This window comes from Methylobacterium sp. J-001 (genome assembly GCF_022829565.1).
In the GTDB taxonomy this organism is placed as follows: domain Bacteria; phylum Pseudomonadota; class Alphaproteobacteria; order Rhizobiales; family Beijerinckiaceae; genus Methylobacterium.
Window position 1 is genome coordinate 95,009 of the sequence record NZ_JAKSYN010000094.1, and the last position, 21,133, is coordinate 116,141.

Below are 21,133 nucleotides of genomic sequence, written 5' to 3' on the forward strand. Positions count from 1 at the left end.
AGCGGAAGTAGCCGGCGATGCGGAGGTATCGGCGCGAACGGGACAATCGCTCGCCCAGCATGTCACGCAACGGGGCGCGGCGCGACGAGTGTCTCAATACCCCCACGGGCAGCCTCTAACTCTTAAAGACGATCGACCTCTACACGCTGCGCCAGCAGGTCGGCCGCCGAGGCCTCCTTCGGTCGCGTCGTAGCGGTCTTTAGGGCGACATACTTGGCAAGTTCGAGGTAGCGCCCCCGCATAATCCAATAATCCTGTCCGGATTCGGTTCTCAAAAATGCGATGCCATCCTTGGGATCATCGATCTGCATGGTCTTGAACACGGCGAACAGGACGCGGCGGAGTGGCGATCCACCGAAACCCTTCGTACCGAGCAGCTTGCCCTTCAACGTCCACGCTCCAGCCAGCGATGCTGCGTTGGCCTTCGTCGAATCCATAAGGTCGGTGTAATCCACCACCGAGAAGGTCCTCGCGAAATCCTGGTAATCGGCAAAACGGGTCGTTCCCTTGGCCTCCATGTCCAACATGCGCACGTAGAACCGTGACGCGGGGTCGATATCGCGCCATAGTGCGACGGGAAAACCCTCGGGTACCAACTTGTTGTTTGCCACGGACGCCGCGTACTCAATAAGATCGCGGATGACGGTTTTCTCTCCCTTCGCGAGCTTGCGGTAGACGTCGGCGCCCACCTCCTTGCGGTCGATGGTGGCATACCCGGTGATGACGCGCAGCGCTGATGCGTAAGCTGCCAGCTGCAAGTCTCCATCGGTATACAGACGCTCGGAGGTCCAATCTTCGTCGATATCATGTAGAGCAGCGAGCTGATGGTCGACAGCGTCCTCGATCTCGCCCTCAATATCCATTTTCTTGATGTTCCGGACTGCGATCCTTTTTCTTAAAACGAGGAGGATCGTTCCTTGAACATAGTTGCCTTCCTTGAGGGCGCTCTCGGTCTCGGTCACGACGTTCCAGGCCGCCGTGACCCGCAGGCCAGCCGCCCACATAATGGAAGCGAGATCGGCCCATACGCCCGCGTCCTGGTGGGTGAACATCACCACCTGCATGCCGTCGTCAGGCATGTGAAGGGCCATAGCGCGGTAAGCGGCCACCATATCAGACCGGAACTTCTCATCCACGCCCTTCACGGCCCTGGATCTTTGGGAGCTCCAGACCCAGCCATCGAATCCTTTCGGTGGGTTCGCTTGAAGCCAGGATATGAAAAACTCGGTGATCTCGTGGTAGTTGACCGCGTCCGCGTAGGGCGGATCAGTGACGAACAAGTCAGCCTCCCGCTTGATGCCGTCACTGCTGAACGAACTCACCTCGCCATGACCGGCGAGCACGCCGTGGCTCGATTGAATCTCGAACGCCGGGGCGAGGTCCAGGAACGAACGCCCGGAGTAAGTGGCCAACGTGTTGAGCGCCTGGTTACTGAACACCATTGCCGTGAAGTCGCCGTTCGGGGCGACACCCGGTCGACCCTTGCTACCCACGGACCATCTCGTCAGCTTGGATGCGAAATTAAGGGCGGCACAGAACGACAGCGCGAGCGGTCCGTCGTTCACCCGGGCCCTCAGGAGGGCAAGGATCAGGAGATGTCGTGGATTGAACAGGTGATGCCAATGCGTCCAGCCCCGCGTACGGATAGGCTCATCCGTCTTCTCTCCTGGCTCGATCCTACCGCTCGGGACGATGCCCGCGCTCTGCCATTCGTCGAGTTTCGAGGAAACGATCTCCTCCACGATAGCCTCGCGCGCCATGTCCTCATCGGTCACGGACGCGAAGAAGCTTTCTGGGCGAGCTTTGCCTAGGCTGTCCTTGTTCGCCCACTGGATGCAGTACAGGCGCTCTTGGAAGATATCGTCCGGTCGAGGCTTGAAATCCTGCAGGGCCCAGCGGCGAAGCCGATTACGGTTCTGCCCGGCCTCCTTGTGATCGCCCCTGATGACGGACAGTGATACCCCGTCCCGTTCAGGGTTGGCCGGATGCACGAGCCTGCCTGAACGTAGCGTGCCGTTCTCGGCCTCCTTGATCTCCTCATCGCTGGCCCCTGTGACAATCTCGATGTCGTAGCGTTTGCGTGCCTGATCCGGAATGAGGCGAGCAATCACGTTCTTCGTCCGGGAGATTACCCAGGATGGTGCCATGGGTACCATCCAACCGGTCTTCGGGCATTTCGTCTCCAGACAGTACAGAAATGCCTTCGCTCGGTTGCCCAGCGCGTCGTGTTCGATCCCCAGTTCGCGAATCTCTCGATCGACCTCCGAGACCACACGTCTCTGTTGCCCTTCAAAGGCGGACCTATCCTCGGGTGTGGCCCCGACGACGTTGAAGGCGCCCCATCCGAGGAGGCACGCGATGGGATTGAGGTCGGAGGCGTAGCTGCAGCAGCCCATGCGCGCGGCCTCGAACGGAATCGAGCCGCTACCCGAGAATGTGTCGGCCACGATGGGGGTATGCCCGAACCGCCTTATCCCGAGTTGACGGATTACGTCGGGGAACGACGAGGCATTGATCCCGAGATGGGCGTTGATGATCTCCCACGAAGCCGAGCTGATGAGGGCGTCCCCGGCCTCCTCCGGTCGTAACGAGAACGAGAGGCGCTTGTCGTACGGTAAGGTAGCTAGCCAGTCAGCTATCAGCTCGTTCCGCCGATTCTGATCCAGGTTGTCATTCCAGCCAAGATGAGGGCGCACCTCGACCAAGCGCGTACGCCCCGGCCAGTCGGAATCGACGTCACCGGGCTCTCGGGCACGTGCACCGAGGGATGTACCCTTCAGCTGCCGGTAGCGGTCGAGCTCCCCGAGCAAGTGTTCTTTCTCCGAACGCGTCAGGCCTTTCCGCCAGACCGTGCGAGGGATGCAATCGACCAGTTCCTCGTACCGCTCATAGGATGACGGTACATCGGCCGGCCTGACGTTCTTAATCCGCCCGGCGAAGCTCTCGTCCGCCATACCCATGAGCAACAAAAACACTCGGAGATCAGCCGATGCGTCCTCACTCGCGGGCATCAGGCAGCCGAGTATGCACGCGCGAACCAGGAGGAGCGGCTTGCGCCCCTTCCAATACGATCCGAGCACAGTTAGCGTTTGACCGGCGCCCGCCTTCCGCTCCTTGTAGGCCTCCGCAGAGACGCGTCCCACGGGGAACTGCGTCTCGATGAAGGATGGGGCCCCCGCGAGGGACAGCGGGATCGGGCCGGTGATCGGTGCCATCGGTGCGTGGATGTTCATGCGAAGACGCCCGTTCCCACCGCGATGGCGCGGAGCGCCGCGAATTCCTGCCTCCTGCGCTCGACGCCACCCTCGGCCGCGAAGCCGTCGTTCCTGCGCGCGGGCAGCTGACCGCGACCGGCGATCGAGCCGAGCGAGAACACGTCGTGCTTCGTCCCGAAGCACAGGGCGCGCCGGAGCGCGTCCCGCCACCCCATGCCCACCTGGTGGGCGTGCCCCGTCGAGGCGGCCGTCATGGTGTGGAGCCACCACCGCTCCTCGGGCTTGAGCCCGAGCCAGTTCCGCAACGCCACGTCGCACTGCTCGACCGACACGTCGTCCTGCTCGACCGCCCAGACGAGGACGAGGAGTTCCTTGCCGAGCAGACGCTGCACGGCGTTGTTGCCCTGCGCCCAGGACCCCGTCCGCTTCCGGTCAGCCTTGAGGCGGCGGTTGAACTCAAGCCTGAGCTCGCCCGAGATCGCGTCCCACTTGGCCTTCGGGAGCTGGGCGCGAAGCGTCACCTCCGGAGCCCAGCTGGGCTCCGTCGGCTGCGGCGGGCGGCCGTAGACCTCGAACACGTCCACGGTCTCGCGCACCGAGCGGGGGACCTGAACGAGGTAGCACTGTTCCAGGTAGTGATCCGGGCAATCGAAGTCGGCCATGGCGCTCTCCTCAGATGCCCTTGTCCTGGGACCATCGCATATCCTCAAAATCCAGGCCGACCGCGTCCGCGAAGATTTTGTAGTCCTTGCCGGACGCGAAGTGGGTCTGGTTGAAGCCGGCGATCGCGCGGGTCGCCGCGAACCCGGCCGCCGTCGATACGCCGGCCATGAGTGACGCAATCGAATCGGCGCCCATCGCGACATGGTCCCCAAAGGTCACATCCGCGAAGGTCTCTCCGTCCTCTGTCCCGATCTCGACTTGCCCACCCCGCACCGTGGCCCCCACCGCCACCTTCAGCGCGGCGAGCGCGTCGGTGAGCTTCGTGATCGAGTCGAACTTCAGGCGGTCCAAGAGAAGGAGGGGCAGGTCGTCCCGGACCTCCCGGCGTATGGGTCCGATCGGCCCGCCGACCTGGATCCGGACCTCCTCGCCGACGCGGCCGCCGAGCGCCGGCAGCAACCTGACCTCGACCGTGCCGTGCGGCGCCAGGACGGGGCTCGCCATCGCCCCCGCCGCGATCGGATCCGACCCGTCGAGGGAGACGCGCACGTCCGCCGATCGCGGCAGGACGAGCCAATCGACGCTCGTCCCGCCCGACACGGAGGCCGCGCTGGCGACGAGCTTGATCGGCGCGTCCCATTCGAGGGCGGGCCCGGTCTTCGCCTCGCCCCGCGAGTCCACGGGAAGGAACCAGACCTTGGCCCCGCTGGTCTCGTAGCTTCGGCCGACGACCTTGCCGGACGTGGCCGGGTCCGGGAGGCCGTGCTCGGAGTGGTACACGACGTCCGCCTCCTCCGGCACCACGACGAGGCGGTACACCCCCTTCTCGACCATGGCCTCCAGCGGGCCGTCGAGACGCGCGGTGACGGACGTCGTGCGATCGAACCGCTTCTCGACCAGGCCGTCCCGCTCGCGCCAGTGCTTGGTCCTCACGCTCTCGTCTATGAGATGGTCCAGGCCTCCGATCGGCAGCCAGTACCAGCCGCTCTTCGCTGCCGCCTTGCGCCGCAACTCGCTCCGCTGGACCGCGTCGGCGTCGAACAACTCGTGCTCGGCATCCTCACGAAGGGCCTTGATCTCGGTCTCCAGCTTGGCACTCGGGTAGAACTTGGCGCGGGCTTCAAGGGCCTTCAGGACCTGCTCCTCGCCCTTGTAGTCGTTGTTGTCGAACTCCATGCGGAACTGAGTATAGTCCCGCAGTCCGGTCTCGGTCGGGAACACCAGGGTGGTGAAGGTCTCGCGGACGGCGGACGTGAAGCTCGTCGCGGCCCGATCACGGATCGCGGTAAGGTCGCGCATCTGGCTCGACTCCTTGCCGTGCCGGGACAGGATGGCCCGCTCGACGACCGTGATCGCACGCATCTGCCGGGCGCAGCCGCGCAACGTCCCGAGCGAATTCGGGTCGGCGGTCAGGATCAGGACGCGGTTCTGCCTGTCGAGCTTGCGCCACCAATCCACGAGATCCGCGGGGAGGTTCTTGGCGGCACGCTCGATCACGATGAGTGTGACCTCGTCCTCCGCCACGGGGATCTGGTCGAGCGAGGGCAGGATGGCCAGGTGGCGATACAGCACCTTCGTCTTCGGCTCGAAGACCTCCTTGAGCTTGGAACGCAGCTCCTCGTCGACGATCTCCTCGACGAGGCTGTTGGCCGTGTTGTTAATCTCCGACACGACGTTGGCCGTCTGGCCGAAGTAGATGCGCTCGTCCGGTCCCTTGAAGAGGTACTCGGCGCTGCCGGTCAGCTTGTCGATCGCGCCGGAGATCGCGGGTGTCCGGGTCAGCGGGTCGACGAGGAACTCGATGATCTCCGAACGCCGCAAGCCCAGGATGGGCTGCTCGGCCGTCGATAGGGATGACATCAGGATGAGCTTGGCGACGGCCGAAGCAGTCGACGACCCCTCGATCGCATCGACCTTCTCGGCCAGGGCGTTGCCGCGGTCGGCGACGTCCTTCGAGATGGCGTTCGTGAACTGACCGTTGATCTTGCGGATCTCCTCGGTCGTACCGGAATGCTGGAGGTCGAGGTGCTGAAGCCCGATCAGAAAGACCTGGTCGGGCGACTGCCACGCGTTGCGTACCGCTAGGCGGAGCAGGCGGATCAGGGCACGCGTCTGCTGGTACCCCGGGTTCTCCTTGAACCGGGCGACGATGTCGCGGATGGACGGATGGAAAGGATAGGTCTCGCGGATCCGGGCGATATAGCTCTCCGGGATCGCCGGGACGTCGTCGACCTTCTTGGCGCGGTTCAGCTCGTCGACGTAGGCTTGCGCGATCTCCTCGACGGCATCGTCGCCGGGCAGCTCATCGAACAGCTTGCGCCGGATGATCTGGAAAACCTCACCGGAGTTCTGCTGCACGGGAGTGATAGCCTGGGCGTACTTGCCGTACTGCTTGTTCAGGGTGTTGATCAGGGTCTTGAGCTTGCCCGACCCGTCGGCGAACACGTCGTCTATCAGGTTCGTGACGACCACGCAGGCCCGCGGCAGCTGCGTAAGGGCATTGAACAGGCGCTCCAGCGCCCCGATCGTGATGTCGGCGAGCGTCGAGTTCCCGACCGTCTGCCCCTCGGCCATCTGAAGGTAGCTCGGAAGCTCGTCCAGCAGGATCAGCACGGGCCGAGTGCCGAGCGCGGCGACCCAATCGTCGACCCCGGGCGATTTGGCGCCGTCCTTCCAGAACCTGGCCATGGTCTCGGGACGGCCGAGCCGCTCCGCGATCTCGCCCCAAAGGAAATGCGCGGGGTTCTGGTGCCCGTTGAAGACGACGACGTCGGCGGAGCCGAAGGTCGCGGACGGGGCGATCTTCGGGATGATGCGATGGCGCAGGCCGTCGTCCTGGGCGAGCAGGGCGAACGCTATGAGGGAATGGGTCTTCCCGCCGCCCATGGATTGGGACAGGTAGAATGCTCCCCCGTCGGATCGGCCGGACAACCTGTCGAAGCCGTTGCGGACGAGCGCGCTCAGCCCCTCGGTGAAGTGGTTGCGCCGGAAGAAGGCGTCGGGATCGATGCGCCCCTTGTGAAGATCCTCAAGGTTGGCGATCTGATCAACCAGGCCATCCTGCTCGACGAGGTCGGAAATCTGGCAAAGTTGCCGTACGGTCTGAATGGCCATGGATCAGGCGCTTCTCACCGAAGTGGCGAGACGGTCCTTCAGCATCCTCGTCACGGCTTCCTCCACCAACTCGTATGCCGGGCGCTCCTCGTCGAGGGCCGCCTTCTTCAGGTCGCGTATCAAGGCGGGCGGCAGATAGACGTAGAGTGCCCTTCGACCGTCCCTCCGTAGCGCCGGCACGGTCGGATTGCGAGCCATCGCAGCCATCCAGATATCAAGCTCGGGCATTGTGCCGAACGCGCCGGATTCGGCAACGGGTCGGATCACCTGACGTCCACGGTATAGAGTGGAGATCGGGGACCGATGCAGCATGGGCACGGCGTGGGGCACCCATGGGTGAAGAAACGGCAGGACGTTCCGGACCGGGTCGGCCTCTTAAGTGTCAACAGGGATCGGCGTCCCCGGGTTGTCGACCGTGACGCGAATGATGGCCACCAAGCGCTATCCAACGGCGATCCGGTATAAACGACCTGTCTCTCCCGGCGCCGACCGTCTCAAGACGGATTGTCGTCGGATCACTCAACGACGGAGATCCCGCATCCCGTACGGAATTTGCTTATGCCGGGAGGCTACCGGTGGCTGCGATGAGCAGACGCGGAGGGCTGGCCCACGGTGCTACGAGTCGTCCATGGTATAGGATGCTTCGTACCAACCACGGCCGTCGCCGCTCCCCTCGAACGATATCTCGTGGGTCTTTATCTTCGTAAGTTGCTTATTGAGGATCGGGGTTCCGTTCTCCACGGCCAGCCTGATCATCATTTTCTGTACGATTTGAATGCACGTCTTGGCGTCCTGCCGAGATTTACCGACGAAATAGCCATAGTGGAAATGTCGCGATCCCTGGCGTATCCTGTCGTCTTCCTTCGACACGCCGCGAAGGACGTCGACGATGGAGACCGAGTTGAGGTGGCTTTTCAACCGGCTCCTGATCGTGAGGGTCTCGCCTATGTAGAAGGGCGTATATTCGGGCCCATGACGGCGGGAAAAGTAATACACGCCCGGAATGTTCTCGATTTCCTCGGGCAGGTCGTCGGCGTCTATGATCAGGGTCTTGGCCTTCGTGAGCTGGACCGGGGGCTGCCAATCGATCGTGATGTCCATAGCCGGATCGCCCCTCCAAAGGTCATGTTCCCGGCAAGGGCCGGGAGCCGGATCAAGAATTCGTAGTTTGCACCGTCACCGAGGCGGAGGCCACGATTTCGAGGAGCCTGGCGCGGACGTCCGCGCCCGGCCGTGCGAGGTCCACGGTGGCGAAACGAATGCGATGCCCCTGTATAGTGACGCTCTCGTCGACGTGGCGATGCAGTGATGGATGGAGCAGCACCCCCCGGGCGGAGTTCGCCAGGGCGTCACCCCTTCCCGCCTGGGAGCGGAGGTAGGAATACAGCTGGTAGAGATGCGCGCTCTTGAACGAGTCGCCCCCGTACGGGCGGGCCGTGAGGATGCCGGTGAACTTGGTGTCGATCACCGTCCGGCCTCCCTCGTTCTCCAGAACGACATCGGCCTGCATGCCCGGAAGGAGGGATCCCAGACCGGGCGTGGCGGCGGACGTGTGCCAGCCGAGGCCGAACTGAACGCGTACGCCGTGCGCCCCCCCGAGTTCGTGGCGGTAGAACCCGGCGATGGCCTTCTCGAAGATCCGACGCAGCAACCGTTCGTCGCGATCGAGCCGCGTCAGGTGAACGTCACCCGCGGCCTCCGCCGGAACGAGGAGATCGAGGGCCATCGTCGCTACCGCCACCATGAGGCGATCGTCGGCATCGTGCCTGGCGATTTGATCCGTCGAGGATTCCGTGCGGCTGGGCCGGCCGCCCCCCACCCCCTGTACGGTCATGGCGCGGGCGAGTCCCCGGCAGCGTCGGGAAAGGTCGGGTTTCGGTACGATAGCCGCCATGCGTTCGAGTGCGGCCCGCACGAGCCTGTTACGGTACGTGTCGTGGGTGAGTTCCTCGAAGCGGCAGGCGACCAGTCCACGTCTCAGCAGCGCGTTGCTTTCGGTCGCGAGCCAGTCGATGCGGCCACGCACCCTCGGCAGGGTGGCATCGCTCATCCTGTAGCCGCGCGAAAGGCTTCGTCTCAGGCGACGCTCGACCACGGTCGCCAGTAGCGTCGCGAGCAATTCGGGCAGCTCGGTCTCCTCGTCGACGTCCGCATCGGCTCGATCGAGGAAGCCGGCCAGGTCGGCGGCGTAGACGAGCAGCATCCAAAGGTTGCGGACCGGTATGCCGACGTGGCTATGCCACGTCGGCCCGTCGACTCCGTCCGTGGCGGGTCCCACCGGTCAGACCGCGAGCCGGAGCGCGGCCGTGCGTTCGCGCGCCTTGCCGGCATCGTCGAACCAATACTCCGCCAACAGCGGCGCGATCTCGGTGTCGACGGTCTCGTCGTACCACCGACGCCAGTCCGCCTCCGACAGGGCCGCATCCGCGGCGGGCGTCACGAAGCTGTGGCCCACCTGGAACTGAGGGCCGAGCGCGCGGTCCTCGGCGATAACTGCGTTCAGCGCGTTCATCCTAGCCGCGATCTCCGAGATCAGCGGCGCCGGCATCCCCCGATCGGAGCACCATGCCTGCCATGCGGTCCCTAGTTCGGGACAGAGCGTCACGAAAGCGAACCGTCGGCGCAACGCGAGATCGACCAACGCCAAGGAGCGATCGGCGAGGTTCATCGTGCCGATGATGAACAGGTTCTCGGGGACGAACACGCGCTCATCGAGGGACCTGGGGTATGCTAGGCGCAAAGCTTCCTCGGAACCGCGCTTCGTGGCCTCGACGAGCGTCAGCAGCTCCCCGAGGATCTGTGCCGGATTGCCCCGATTGATCTCCTCGATGACGAGCACGAAGGGCCGTCCCGGCTCGGCCGCGGCGGCCTGTACCGCTTCCAGGAAGGCGCCGTCGGCGAGCCTCAACCCGCCCCGCCCGTCCGGGCGCCAACCGCGCACGAAGTCCTCGTACGACAGGGAGGGCTGGAACTGCATGGCCACGAGGCGCTCGGTGTCCTTCGCGCCGATCAGCACGTAGCCGAGCCGTTTAGCGAGCCAGGTCTTGCCCGTGCCGGGCGGTCCCTGCAGGATGAGGTTCTTCCGGCGCCTCAACAGCTCGACCAGGCCCCCCACGCGCGCCTCTTCTAGGAAGCAGCCCTCCTCGCTGACGGATCGCGCGTCGTAGGGCGCAGCGGTCACGGGCTGCTGCATAGGCGCGGGCGCGGGCCCCTCGCCCGATACCGGATCGACCTCGACCTCGACCTCCGGCGCGATGCGCCACAGTTGCTCGAAGTCCGCGGGCAGCGCCGCGGCGTAATCCTCGCCGTCCTCCGTCAACGTGAGGCGGCCGCCCCCCGGGGACGCATCGAGATGGACGAGCCCGACCAGCCGCGCCCACGAGACGATGTGCGATCCGGGCTGCAGGGTCGTCCACGACGGCACCAGATCCTGCAGCCGCTTGGCGGCGTCGGCAGATCGCAACACGCCCGGCTCACGGCGAACCATGAGGAGGAGGTGTCCCATGCCGAACACCCGTCCCACCAGGGGAGGCCGCAGGACCTGCACCGGCTCGCTCGCTAGCAGCAGCTCGTGACCTCGCTCCGTCGGACGATAGCTGCCATCCTCAAGCCTGATCAGGCCGAGGCCGCCCATGGCCTGCGAGATGATGTTGGGCGCCGACCTGGCATTGAGTTGCGGGGCCTCGGTGAGGATCACGTCGACCAGGTCCTCCCTGGCGATGCCGAGCTCCGCCTCGCGCACCATCGTGACGAGCAGGTTGACGTTGTCCTTGACGGTCGAGAGGGCACGCCGTTGGGCATTGGCTGGCAGGATGGAGAGCGGGGGGATGGCATCGGCCTCGCGCTGGGCCTTCGGCAGGGCCACCGCACCTTCCTCGACTCGGTCCACCAAGGTCTGCCACAGGAACCAACAGAAGATGGATTGATCCACTTTCCCTTCGATCGTGTCCGCCGGACCGATCGCCTCCCGTATCCGTTCCCTCAAGCCGGGATGTTGCGCGACGTACCCGCCAGGTAAGCGAGGGGCGCTCAGCAGTCGTTGCACGCCAAACACCCGACCCGCATCCATCAGGCAGGTCATGTCGTCCGGGAACATGGCGGCGAGGAGCCGGATGAGGCGAGCCTTGGGTCGACGCGGGGTGTAGCGGGGGTAGACCCAGCCGAGGACCTCGTCGAAGATCCCCTGGAGGCGCTTGCCCCGATCCTCGACGCCGAGACCGACGAGCGAGCCGCGCGCGTCGAACAACAACTCCGCCAGTTGCGTGTCCGGGTAAGCACCGACCAGGGTGACCGCCTTGCCGGGACCGATGCCTGAGACGTCCGACGCGTCCCATAGCATCCTTTGGAAATCGGGGGCGAGCCACGTCGCCCGATCGGCATTAAGCACCTTCTTGACCTGATCGGAGTAGTTTCGGCGCCACCCCACGGCCCAGTCCTCGTCTCGGTAGCGAACGAAGTCTCCCGCGTAGAGCTCACGAAACTTGGCTGGTTCGAGGTTGTGCATGCCGCCTCCCGTTTTCCGATGCCTAACGCGCCCTCCTCCCATCGCCAACACCGGGCCGGGTTCTCGGAAGAGACTTACCGTGCGACGTGGCCGGTATCGGTTCGCCGACCCCTACGCCTCTCCGCTTCCATTCACGGGGAATGGAGCTGTCCGCTCGACATCAATCATCGCAGAAGATCCGTAGCTCGATGCCGAGCGACTGACAGGCCGCGTAGACCGACAGCAGGAGATGAAAGGCCTGCAGGGCATGGGCCGGCGGCACCGCGGCCCTGAACGCATCGTCGAGCGCGGTTCTGGAGAGGATGCCGCCGCCCAGCACGAGCCAAACCTCGCGCCTCGCGGCCGGGTTGGACCGTACGCGCTGGTACATCCCTCGGAAGGCCATGGAACCCGGGCCGATACGCCGGCGCGGTACGCGACCGTCTTTGAGCTTCCAATCACTATCGAACCGCCTCTTGCTGCCCGGTAGCGGCTGGCCGTCCGCCTTGAGGTAGGGGAGGTTCTTCAGGGCCTGTCCGGTCACGTCGTACAGCTTCGACGCACCGGCGCCGCTGGCGCCGGTGGTCCATTTGGCGGGGATGAGGACCACACGTGGGTTGGTCGCCTCATCCACGCCGATGAAGTCAGCGACTTCCCACCCGATGTCGTCGCATACCAGCGCCTCGAACGTAGGGCCGAGCGGCCGGTCCGGCGCCGCGACGGAGAGGGCTTCGTCGATGAAGCCGAACAACGAGCCGGCTGGCCATGTCGCCGCGGCGGCTGCGAGATCTCCCTTCTCGGACGTGATCGCGCCCAACGCGGCGACACCTGTCAGCAGCCCCAGGACGAGGCGCCCCGGCCCGTCTTGCGCACCGAGCCGCAAGTCGACTGCGTAGAACCGCCCGTACGCGTAGACCGTTCGAGGATCGATGATGATGCGGAACGGTTGGCGCCGGTTCAGGCGGTTGAGCAAGGTCACCTTCGGGTTGTCGCGGTCATGCAGCGCGCTCAGTTCGCGCGACGAGAGCCAATAGCGACCCTTCTTCGTGTCCCAGCGGATCCAGACGGGAACATCCTGTCCATCGATCACGATCTCGAACGCCAGAGCGTATCCGGCGGGGCCGTCGGCCCTTTGGGTGATGTCAACGCACGCGCTGTCCAGATCGAACCGAACGGGCTCGTTCCGGGCATTCAGGAACACGTCCTGATATTGATCGAGTTCGACGAGGATGTTCAGCGGCACCGGGTCCGCCGGCGGGCCGACCCCGACCGCGAAGCGCCCGAACAGCGTCGCGGCCGGCGGCCGGTTGTCGAGTGCCGTTCCGATCTCGTCGCACCATGCCGAGAACTGGTCGAGCGTGTGGGTGGGCCCCTCGCTCTGGCGTACGAGGGCGCTCGTGAAGCCGAGGGTGCGACGGACCCCGACCCCGGGCCGCCCGGTCGCTCTGGTGACCACATGGGTCTGCTCGCCGAGAAATACGCCGGCCTGCGCGAGCGAGGCCGCCTGGAGTGTCCGGCCCCGCAGCACGAGAGGACCGAGATCCGTATTGCGCAAGGTCAGGGCGGAGACGCCGGTGCCGGACTCGGGCAGGAGGCTGCTCAGCTCGTCGGGGCGTAGGCGCGGCCCAAGGCCATCATACTCGTCGACCCACAATCCGCGCGTGTCGTAGAAATATAGCCGGTCGCCTCTATGAGCATAGACCGTGATCTCAAGCGACGCGGTCTGAAACAGCGTTTCCGCCAGCAAAGGGGTTTGGTGCAATCCGACGGATAAGTGGAATCGACAACTCGGGTCTTCGGCTGGCATGGCGAGCATCTCGACGCGATCCTCGTCGTCGAGTCCTTGCGTCACGGCCTCCCCAAAAGCGTCGAGGTCGAACCCGTCCCGTGTCTCGTAGATGCGGGCCGCGAGCGGCACCCGCAGGTCCGAGGCGATGGCGGGGTCTTCGAGATCGGCTTTGCGACGGAAGTGCCCGTCGACGTAATCCAGGTTCGGCAGGGCCGCGAGGATCCGGTCGACGAAGGCCCGGTCGCGCAACGGCGGCCGTCCGCCGTTCTCGACGCATGCATGGTCGTAGGCCAGGAAGCGGCGCCACATGTCCGACACGCCATCGCCGTTCCGAGCGAAAACCAGCGCCGGCGGGGCCACAACGCCATCCGGCCCCGGATGACGCGTGAGTCGGCCTACTTGCTGCACGAGCTGCCGCTCGTTCCGGAACCGGCTGAAAAGGGCGAGCATCGTGCAGGCGGGATCGTCGATGCCCTCGGTCAGCATGTGCTGATGGACCAGGAAGCGCTCGTTCCGATCCCCCAAGCGCGGCGGAACCTCGTCCCACTTCCATGCCCCTTCGGAGCCTTCCTGCGAAAAAGTGTCGTGAACGGCCAGGACACCATCGTCGCGCCCATCCCCGATCAGCTGCGTCCGGAAGGCCTCGAACAAATCCTCCACCTCGGACGCATGGTCGGCGCGAACTATGAGCTTATCCCCAGGTCGGGCCCGGCCCGCGGCGATCGCATCGTCCCTGAGCGCGATGACTGCCGCAACGAAGGCAGCGGGGGCGAGGGGCATGTCCCGCTCCTCGATCTCCACCGGACGGATCAATGCAGCCTGTACCGCGCCCTGGAAGGACAGGAAGCTGGTGTAGTCCTGGTTCACCTCGAAGATCTTCAGGTCGTTGCGGTAAGGTGTGGCGCTGAAAAGGACCACGGGGGCGTCGAGACCGCGTGCCGCACGGCCCCACTGGGGTGCCGGCTCCCGGTGTCCCTCGTCGAAGAACACGGTCCCGAAAACCTTGGTGAGCTTGCCGTATTCGACCGGGTCGGCGTGGATCTGCTGAAGCGCCTGGATCGTTGCGAACACCGCCATGGGTTCCGCCGCCGCCCCCGCCGCCGCGATCGCCCGTACGACCGTATCGACCCTTGAGATGGTCAGACGCTCCGTGCGCGTGAAGTGCCACTCCGCTGGCGCCTTGATCCGGGCCCAGAAATCGAAAATGAACTGGGCTTGCAGCTGACCGACGAGCGCAGCCGATGGGCAGACGACCAGCACCGGTTGACTTCGTGCCCTTAGTCGACCGACGGCAGCCATGATGCCGGTCTTTCCGGATCCGGTGGGATGATGGATCAGAACGGCGCGTCCATCCGGCTGTAGGTGCAGATAGGCCAGCGTCCGGTCGACGGCCTCGCGCTGATGGGGCCGAAGCCTCAACTCATTCAAGTCCAATGGTGCAAGCCCCCGCGCCCTTCTCACGGTGCAGCTTGCCACACGAGCGCGAGAAGGTAGAGGGTCGGTCGCCGATCATGGTCGGCCTCTCAGGTCGCAGTCGGTGCGCTTTGCACGAAAGCGTGCCCGTCTCCTCGGGCATGCTGGGACTTGCCGAAGACGAGGAACGTATAAGGTATTGCCCAGCCGAAACGTCGCCTTCAGTCGCTCGGGTACGTCATGGCCACGCTCAGGAGGGTAATCCCCCGTCCGGGCAGGTAGAATTGGGAGCCGATCCCGCCTACTCGTCGAGGGGATCGCGGACCTCGAACGCTGGGAGGCGAAGATCTACGGGGGCGGCCGGACGTCCCTGATCGCAGCGGATGGGCCTCGAACGGCACCATACACGTCGGCGAGCCACGCCTGGCATGCGATGGTTCATCGACCTCGTTGAGCCGCCTGAGCCTTAGACTGGCTCAATAGTCCGAACGCCTGTTTGAGCCCGCCCCTGAGACTGCAGGAAGCCTACGAGCTGCTTCCCCCCGAGGGCTCGCGGTCCGCGGGTTGGATCCTGTCGAAGCTCTCGGCAGGGACGATCCGCATCGGCCGTTTCGTCAAGGAACGCCTGGACGAGGCGACGCTTCGGAAGAAGGTCGAGTTCCGGGCGGGCCGCCTCCGATATTTCGAGATCGTCGGCAACGACGACTACACTCGGCTGCCCGGCTGGAACGGCCCTCTCGGCCTGAAGGTGCGCAAGGGTGACCGGGCGCTACAGAAGCGGGATGCCCCAGATGTCGGTGCGCCCCCATAACGCCCACGCGCGGTCCCGCTCATAGAGGCTTTCCTCTTCCATGCGCGACACGGCCGCGCGCGCCCGCTCCGCGGCCGCGAGGTAGGCGTCCACCGAGGGGTCCAGGGAGAACAACCTGCGGCGCAGGATCATGCGGCGCCCGGGCGGCAGCGAGCGCAGCCGTCCGAGCGCAACGCGCGGACGGCGGAGGTCACATCCGCCACGGCCTCCGTCATGTCGGCCAGCACCTCCACCAAATCGGAGAGGCCGGTCCCCTCCGACCCATCCGATTCCGGGGCCAGCGCAGACACGATCGCGTGCAGCAAGCGGTCCTGGGCGTCCAGACGCCGCGTGATCTCGGATTCGTTCATGTTCCAGGTCCTCCAAGGTCATCCCGGCGAGACGCGCCCTCACCGTCGCGGCGGTGATGCGCTCTCCTTCCAACTCACGGGCGGCCGCGCCGATCACCCGCGCGGCGAGGTGGGCACCCCCGGCCGCGTCGACGACGACCGGGCCGCGTCGCCCCTGCCGTAGATCGAGCCCGCGGGCGCGGAGCGCGGCTATGAAGGTCGCTCCGTCTTCGCCCGCCCGCCACGCCGCCAGCGCAGCCCGGCGCACGTCGCTCAACGGGACGCCGGTGCGTTCCTGTTGCAGTCGCTCGGTCGGTGTCAGCGGGGCGACCGGCCGCTCCGCCGACGTAGCCCCTGACCGCGCCAGCCAGTCGGCGGTCCCGGTCCGCCCCTCCTGCCGGAGGCGGCGCTCGATCGACCGGGCATGCCGCGAGGCGACCGGCCGCATGCCGAACCGCTGCTCGACGATACGGGAGCACTTCTCCCTGCGCGGGTAATCCCAGGCGAGATCCACCACCGCCCCGGAGGGGCGCACCAGGGAATACACGCGATGTTCGTGCCTCCGTCCCGCCTTCTGGTGTTCCACCCCGCAGTACGGTTGCCCCGCGAGGCCGAACTCTTTTTCGAACAAGCTCCACCAAAGAGCCCGGGCCGCGGCCTCGTCGGCGATGCCCGGGTCCGGGTCGAGATGAAGGTGGTACACCGGGCGATCGGTACGGCCGCCCACGGACTGGGCGACGAGCTCGCGGAGCTGCCCGACGAGGTCGGCGCTACCGAGTCCGCGCGCGGGGATGACGGTGACGACGTCGTTCTCGGCCTTCAGGAGGTGTTTCGCGAGCGCGTCGCCCGAGCCGCGGCCGCGCGTGGCGCCCGAGATCATCTGCGGGTCTGGCGCATGAGGATTGGGATCAGCAGGGCCCGCACACGGTCGAGGCCGGCCTTCGCGGCGGTCGGGTCCGCGGTGGCGATGGCCGCGTTGACCGAGGCGAGCTCGCGCACGGCCGTCGAGATCGCCTCGACCTGCTCGGCGGGGAGATAAATCGGTCTCCCGCTTCGAGCGTCGAGGTCGGAACGCAGGTCGAGGCGCTCCAGTAGGAGGCGCCTGACCCACGCCCCGGCGGTGAGCCCATCGCGCCTGGCCGCCGCCGCGACGGCGTCCCCGAGGGGACGGCTCATCCTGGTTACGAACCGAAGCTCCAATGAAGGCCGCCTGTCGCCCGCGACGATGTCGAGATCGGGGGCCTGCGGGGTCGCGGATAAGGGGATCGTCGCGTTCACGGATGCACCTTCGTCAGGGATCGGGGGGAGCCTGCGGTTAAGGTCGGTCCCGGCGGCGGGGGCACGGGCCGGACCTCCGCCGGCACGGGTGCTGGCCCGCCCGATCCGCCCTCGCGCGCATGTCGACGCGCCACCCGTTCGAGCGCCGCCCTGCGGCGCTCCTCGATCGCGGCCCGAACCTCCGACGGGAGGGCGATAGGGTCGGGCCGACGGTCTCCGAGGGCTTGCGCCCTGGCGGCGATCGCGTCGAGCCGCGCCAGGGCGCGTTCCCAGGTCTCGATGTCCTTCGTCATGTCGAGATGCGCCACCGTGCGTTCCCGACGTTCGTCGGCGCCGGGTCGCGCGCGCCAAGCGGCCTGATCGGTCAGGCGCCGCGCGTACTGCCAGGCCCATATCTCGGGGCCCATGGCCTCGAACCAGGGGGCGAGGTCCCGATCGCGGGTGGCTGCGAAAGTTCCCGCGTCGATGGAGCGGGCGTAGTCCCGCGTCGCGGTCGCAAGATCGAGCATCCTCGTCATGGCCGGAAGGCGGGGCGGCCCTTGGGGTGCGGGCGCAATTCGTACAGGCACCTCAATGATGGGCGGCGTGGTCCGGAAGCCTAAAAGTTTAGTAAAGATTGCGCGCATGCCAAGTCACCGAACGAATCGCTAAAGAACTCGTTCGACGCACAGTGAAGCACTCGGGAGTTACCGCTTTCAATGGGATGACAAATAAGAGGAATGACAGACCGAGCCTGGCGTACCCCGAACGGGGTTAGACGGCGTCTCCGAAGCGGACACGACGCAACACAAAATCATGTCACGCCGATACGCTCGCGACCTCGCCGCATGCCCAGAAGCCGCGACCGATTCGGTATTTTCGGCGGCCCGGTGCGTGATCGTGGATCGCGCATGGGATTACACCCATGGCCTGTGCGACCTTCGATCCGTGCCGGCCGGGACAACGATTTGGCGAAGACGAAAACCGATGGGAATCATCAGGCTTCCACGCAACGGAGCCAGCCAATGCTTGCAACCCTCGCCCGTATCCTCGGTCTATCCGCCAAACCCGCGCCCAAGCGCGTCCCGCCGGCGGTGGGTCGGCGAGGCAGGGTCTCTCATCCGGCCGTCGGCGAACCCCATGTCAGCCGTCCCGGTGCGGGGGATGCCGAGCGGCCGGCGTCGATAGGTCAAATCAGGGAAGGTGAGCCAGCCATGGCCGGCATCCCGGATGCCCGCCAAAGGATGCCGCCCAAGGCGTCATCCCCAGGGCTCCCGCCCGTGGACCCGGTGAAGGACACCACCGTCCGGGACGCCGACCTGAATTGTGACGCGGCACCCGCCCGGAGTGTCGACGACCGAGGGGCCGGCTCGGCGTTCCCTGGCAAGCGGCCGGGACCGTCGGCGGGACTCGTCGCCGAGGGGGTCATCGGGGACAGTCCGTACCCGGCCGGGCAGGGATTTTTCGGCCTCGACCTAAGTCAGATTGTCGCACCTGTGGACGATTTTGTGGGCAAGGTGAAAATGGACGATCCTTGCGATTTCACCCCCGCCATGGCTGGCGTTCGTGCCGCTCTCCCTAGGAGGGCAGCCGAGACCGAGACCGAGTTGACGTCGGGCGAAAACACGTCCCAGCAAAGCATTCCCTCCGATGCGGCAATGACTTACGAGCATTCCATGGAAGCAGTTGGCAAGGAGAATGGTGTCTTTCCTTGCTCGAACATCAGGAATGCCGTGGGTCCGAGCGTATTGGACCGGGTAACTCAGGCAACGTCGGCTTCGCCGGCCCTGGACTCCCGGCCCGAAGTCGGCTCACCTTGCGCGAGCCAGCCGACCGGTACGTCCAGGGTTCCCCAGCGGATCGCCGACCGGCCCCGCGTGGAGGAATGGGCCGACGACGAGCTGCTGACCTTGCCCGAAGCGGCAGCCCTGTTCTGGCCGGTCGGCCCGATCAAGGTCGCCACGCTCAGGACCGCGGGTCGTGACGGGACGCTGGCGATCACTCGGGTGGCGGGGAAGTTCTTCACGACCCCGCTGGCGATCCGAAGGATGGGGCTCGACGCGGTGGGTGGGGGGCCCGCTCCCGGAGCGGCCGCCTCCCCGGCGATCTCGCCCCGGACCCTGTTCGAGGCGAAGCTCGAAGAGGCGCGGCGTCATGGCCGTGACAGGAAACGGCGCCAGCGGGCGGCGAAGAGATCCGTCGCGCCCTCCGATGCGGGGGCGGGACGGTAAAACGGCGGACACGGGGCGCGTTAACTTGGCGGAAGACCCGCCCCGCGTCCGCCTCCCGAAACGCCCGCACGTGTGCGGGCACAGGATGCAGGACCGTAGAATCGTGAGAGAGACGATGCAAGTGGGCGCGCTCGCGCGCGCCTCCGAGGACATCCGCATCGCGTTGATGACCGCGGCGGCGGTAATTCCCGAGATCGAGCGTAAGCGGGGGCCGGCCCCGATGGAGCCCCACCTCGTCGAGCGACGGTCCAAGGGTAAGTGCGGCGGCATCACGCTGTACATCCGCGATGGCCGGGTCGAGATCTCGACCCGGCTCGGACCCGACCGCCGGGGGGACGCGAACACCCTGCTGGACCTGTACAAGCTCCAGAAGGGCGCCAAGGCCCGCGGCATCGTCGCGCCGCGGATGGTGCCGGTGGTCGCCGCGCTCGCGCACCTCCACGAAGCCGACCGGCCCATCAACGTCCCGCAGGCGGACGGCACCCGCGCGCCGACCAAGGTCGCCCGGCTCAGCTACCTCGCCCGGAGCACCCGCCTCGCCACGCTGACGAAGTTCTTTGGGGACCTCGTCTTCAAGGACGTCACGGAGGCCAAGTGCAAGGAGTTCATCGAGTGGCGGATCACCTTGCCGGACGCCCGCTACAAGCCGGGCGATCCCGACGCCCCCCTGGCGAAGGAGGCGAGCGCGCGCGAGGACCTTTATGAGCTCAAGAAGGCGATCGACCTTTACGCCGACGAACATGCCCTCGCCTGGCACCCGGAGGTCTACATCCCGAAGGCGGGCGCCGGCCGTACGCGTTGGCTCCGCCCGGTCGAGATCGACCGGATCTACTGGGCGATCCGCGGCCGGATCTGGGATCATGCGACCAACGGTTGGAAGACCGAGACCGTGGCGGACGAGGACGGGAACGTCGTGACCCGCCGCGTGTTGCGCGGGACCGAGACCATCCAGTCGCGGCGGGCCCTCCGTCGGTTCGTATTCATCGGCCTGACCACCGGCACGCGGAACACGGCCATGCGCGAGCTGCGATGGCGGATCACGGATCAGGGCGGCTGCTTCGACCTGGACGGCGGGCTGATCCACCGACGGGGCTTCGGGCTCGACCCCAGCAAGGGCAAGCCGCGGTACAGCTCGCGGATCTCGGACCGCACGGTCGCGACCCTGCGGCGGTGGCACGCCGCCGACCTCGGGGCGGGGATCGACCGCATCGTGCACAAGGTGGACGGCACTCCCTACGCGAGCAGCCCGGCCTGCATCTGGCGGTCGACGATGGACGATGCCGGACTGGGCGCCGACGTGGTCCCCCACACGCTCCGGCACACGGCCGCGACCATGCTGCGCGTCGCCGGCGTCGACGTGCGCCAGGGGGCCGACCTCCTCGGCATGGCGGTGCAGACCATGGTCCGCGTCTACGGGCAGTGGACCCTGGAGGGGCAGGAGGATGCCGCCGAGGTCCTGGGGGACACCCGTGGTCTGCGGAAGGCCATGCCGCTGCTCGCGCTCGTCCCGACGCTGCCGGAGCCGGTTGTCATGGCGGTGCCGGCCAACGACGACGCCGTGCGGGGCAAGGGTACGAACCGCCGCCGCGTGGACACCGCGGCGTCGCGGGTCGCCGTGACCGAGGCCCCCGTGTCCCCGCGATCCCCGGCGCGGCTCGCGATCGTCGCCTAGTCGAGGCGCCTGAGGACGTTCTGGTCTCGGGACAGGGGTTGGGGCGAGCGATCGCCCCGGCCCCTCGCCTGCTACCCTGGTCTATGTCTCGTCAGGGCGTGCGAGTGGGTTTGCGCACGCGGCAGAGGAGGATGGCAGGCCGCTATCCTATTAAAT

Annotated in this window: 14 protein-coding genes; 3 read left to right on the plus strand and 11 right to left on the minus strand. The window is 66.3% G+C overall.

What is annotated here, in order from left to right:
• Window positions 1-122: 122 nt before the first annotated feature.
• The 8 genes from MKK65_RS10565 to MKK65_RS10600 form a co-directional block, all read right to left on the minus strand.
• Window positions 123-3,233: an anti-phage-associated DUF1156 domain-containing protein gene (locus MKK65_RS10565; protein WP_243957548.1), complete on the minus strand. Its 3,111-nt coding sequence runs from the start codon at window positions 3,231-3,233 to the stop codon at window positions 123-125.
• Window positions 3,230-3,877: a DUF3780 domain-containing protein gene (locus MKK65_RS10570; RefSeq protein ID WP_243957550.1), complete on the minus strand. Its 648-nt coding sequence runs from the start codon at window positions 3,875-3,877 to the stop codon at window positions 3,230-3,232. Before MKK65_RS10570 ends, MKK65_RS10565 begins: the two co-directional genes overlap by 4 nt.
• 10 nt (window positions 3,878-3,887) lie before the next feature.
• Window positions 3,888-6,992: a DUF499 domain-containing protein gene (locus MKK65_RS10575; RefSeq protein WP_243957552.1), complete on the minus strand. Its 3,105-nt coding sequence runs from the start codon at window positions 6,990-6,992 to the stop codon at window positions 3,888-3,890.
• Window positions 6,993-6,995: 3 nt separating this feature from the next.
• Entirely contained in the window at window positions 6,996-7,259 is a 264-nt protein-coding gene (locus tag MKK65_RS10580) for a hypothetical protein (RefSeq protein ID WP_243957554.1), read from the minus strand.
• 348 nt (window positions 7,260-7,607) lie between these two features.
• Entirely contained in the window at window positions 7,608-8,093 is a 486-nt protein-coding gene (locus tag MKK65_RS10585; protein ID WP_243957556.1) for a hypothetical protein, read from the minus strand.
• Between the two features lie 52 nt (window positions 8,094-8,145).
• Window positions 8,146-9,270, minus strand: a complete 1,125-nt coding sequence (mcrC, locus tag MKK65_RS10590) for a 5-methylcytosine-specific restriction endonuclease system specificity protein McrC (protein WP_313902035.1) — start codon at window positions 9,268-9,270, stop codon at window positions 8,146-8,148.
• Window positions 9,271-9,273: 3 nt separating this feature from the next.
• Window positions 9,274-11,496, minus strand: coding sequence for an McrB family protein (locus MKK65_RS10595; RefSeq protein ID WP_243957560.1), 2,223 nt, complete (start codon window positions 11,494-11,496; stop codon window positions 9,274-9,276).
• Between the two features lie 160 nt (window positions 11,497-11,656).
• Complete coding sequence (locus MKK65_RS10600; protein ID WP_243957562.1) at window positions 11,657-14,698, minus strand: DEAD/DEAH box helicase; 3,042 nt, start codon at window positions 14,696-14,698, stop codon at window positions 11,657-11,659.
• A gap of 475 nt (window positions 14,699-15,173) precedes the next feature.
• On the opposite strand from MKK65_RS10600, the gene MKK65_RS10605 reads away from it, so the two are divergent.
• Window positions 15,174-15,488: a hypothetical protein gene (locus MKK65_RS10605; protein ID WP_243957564.1), complete on the plus strand. Its 315-nt coding sequence runs from the start codon at window positions 15,174-15,176 to the stop codon at window positions 15,486-15,488.
• Here MKK65_RS10605 and MKK65_RS10610 read toward each other — a convergent pair.
• The 3 genes from MKK65_RS10610 to MKK65_RS10620 all read right to left on the minus strand — a co-directional run bounded on the left by MKK65_RS10610 (window position 15,447) and on the right by MKK65_RS10620 (window position 17,604).
• Window positions 15,447-16,697, minus strand: a complete 1,251-nt coding sequence (locus MKK65_RS10610) for a relaxase/mobilization nuclease domain-containing protein (RefSeq protein WP_243957566.1) — start codon at window positions 16,695-16,697, stop codon at window positions 15,447-15,449. The genes MKK65_RS10605 and MKK65_RS10610 overlap by 42 nt on opposite strands.
• Window positions 16,694-16,993, minus strand: a complete 300-nt coding sequence (locus MKK65_RS10615) for a hypothetical protein (RefSeq protein ID WP_243957568.1) — start codon at window positions 16,991-16,993, stop codon at window positions 16,694-16,696. Before MKK65_RS10615 ends, MKK65_RS10610 begins: the two co-directional genes overlap by 4 nt.
• A gap of 98 nt (window positions 16,994-17,091) precedes the next feature.
• The gene (locus MKK65_RS10620) at window positions 17,092-17,604 is read right to left on the minus strand and encodes a hypothetical protein (RefSeq protein ID WP_243957570.1); all 513 of its coding nucleotides are present in this window, start codon (window positions 17,602-17,604) and stop codon (window positions 17,092-17,094) included.
• Window positions 17,605-18,363: 759 nt separating this feature from the next.
• Here MKK65_RS10620 and MKK65_RS10625 point away from each other — a divergent pair.
• Together MKK65_RS10625 and MKK65_RS10630 are read left to right on the plus strand one after the other, a co-directional pair.
• Complete coding sequence (locus tag MKK65_RS10625) at window positions 18,364-19,305, plus strand: hypothetical protein (RefSeq protein ID WP_243957572.1); 942 nt, start codon at window positions 18,364-18,366, stop codon at window positions 19,303-19,305.
• Window positions 19,306-19,408: 103 nt separating this feature from the next.
• On the plus strand, window positions 19,409-20,977 hold the full coding sequence (locus tag MKK65_RS10630; RefSeq protein WP_243957574.1) for a tyrosine-type recombinase/integrase: 1,569 nt from the start codon (window positions 19,409-19,411) through the stop codon (window positions 20,975-20,977).
• Window positions 20,978-21,133 lie beyond the last annotated feature (156 nt).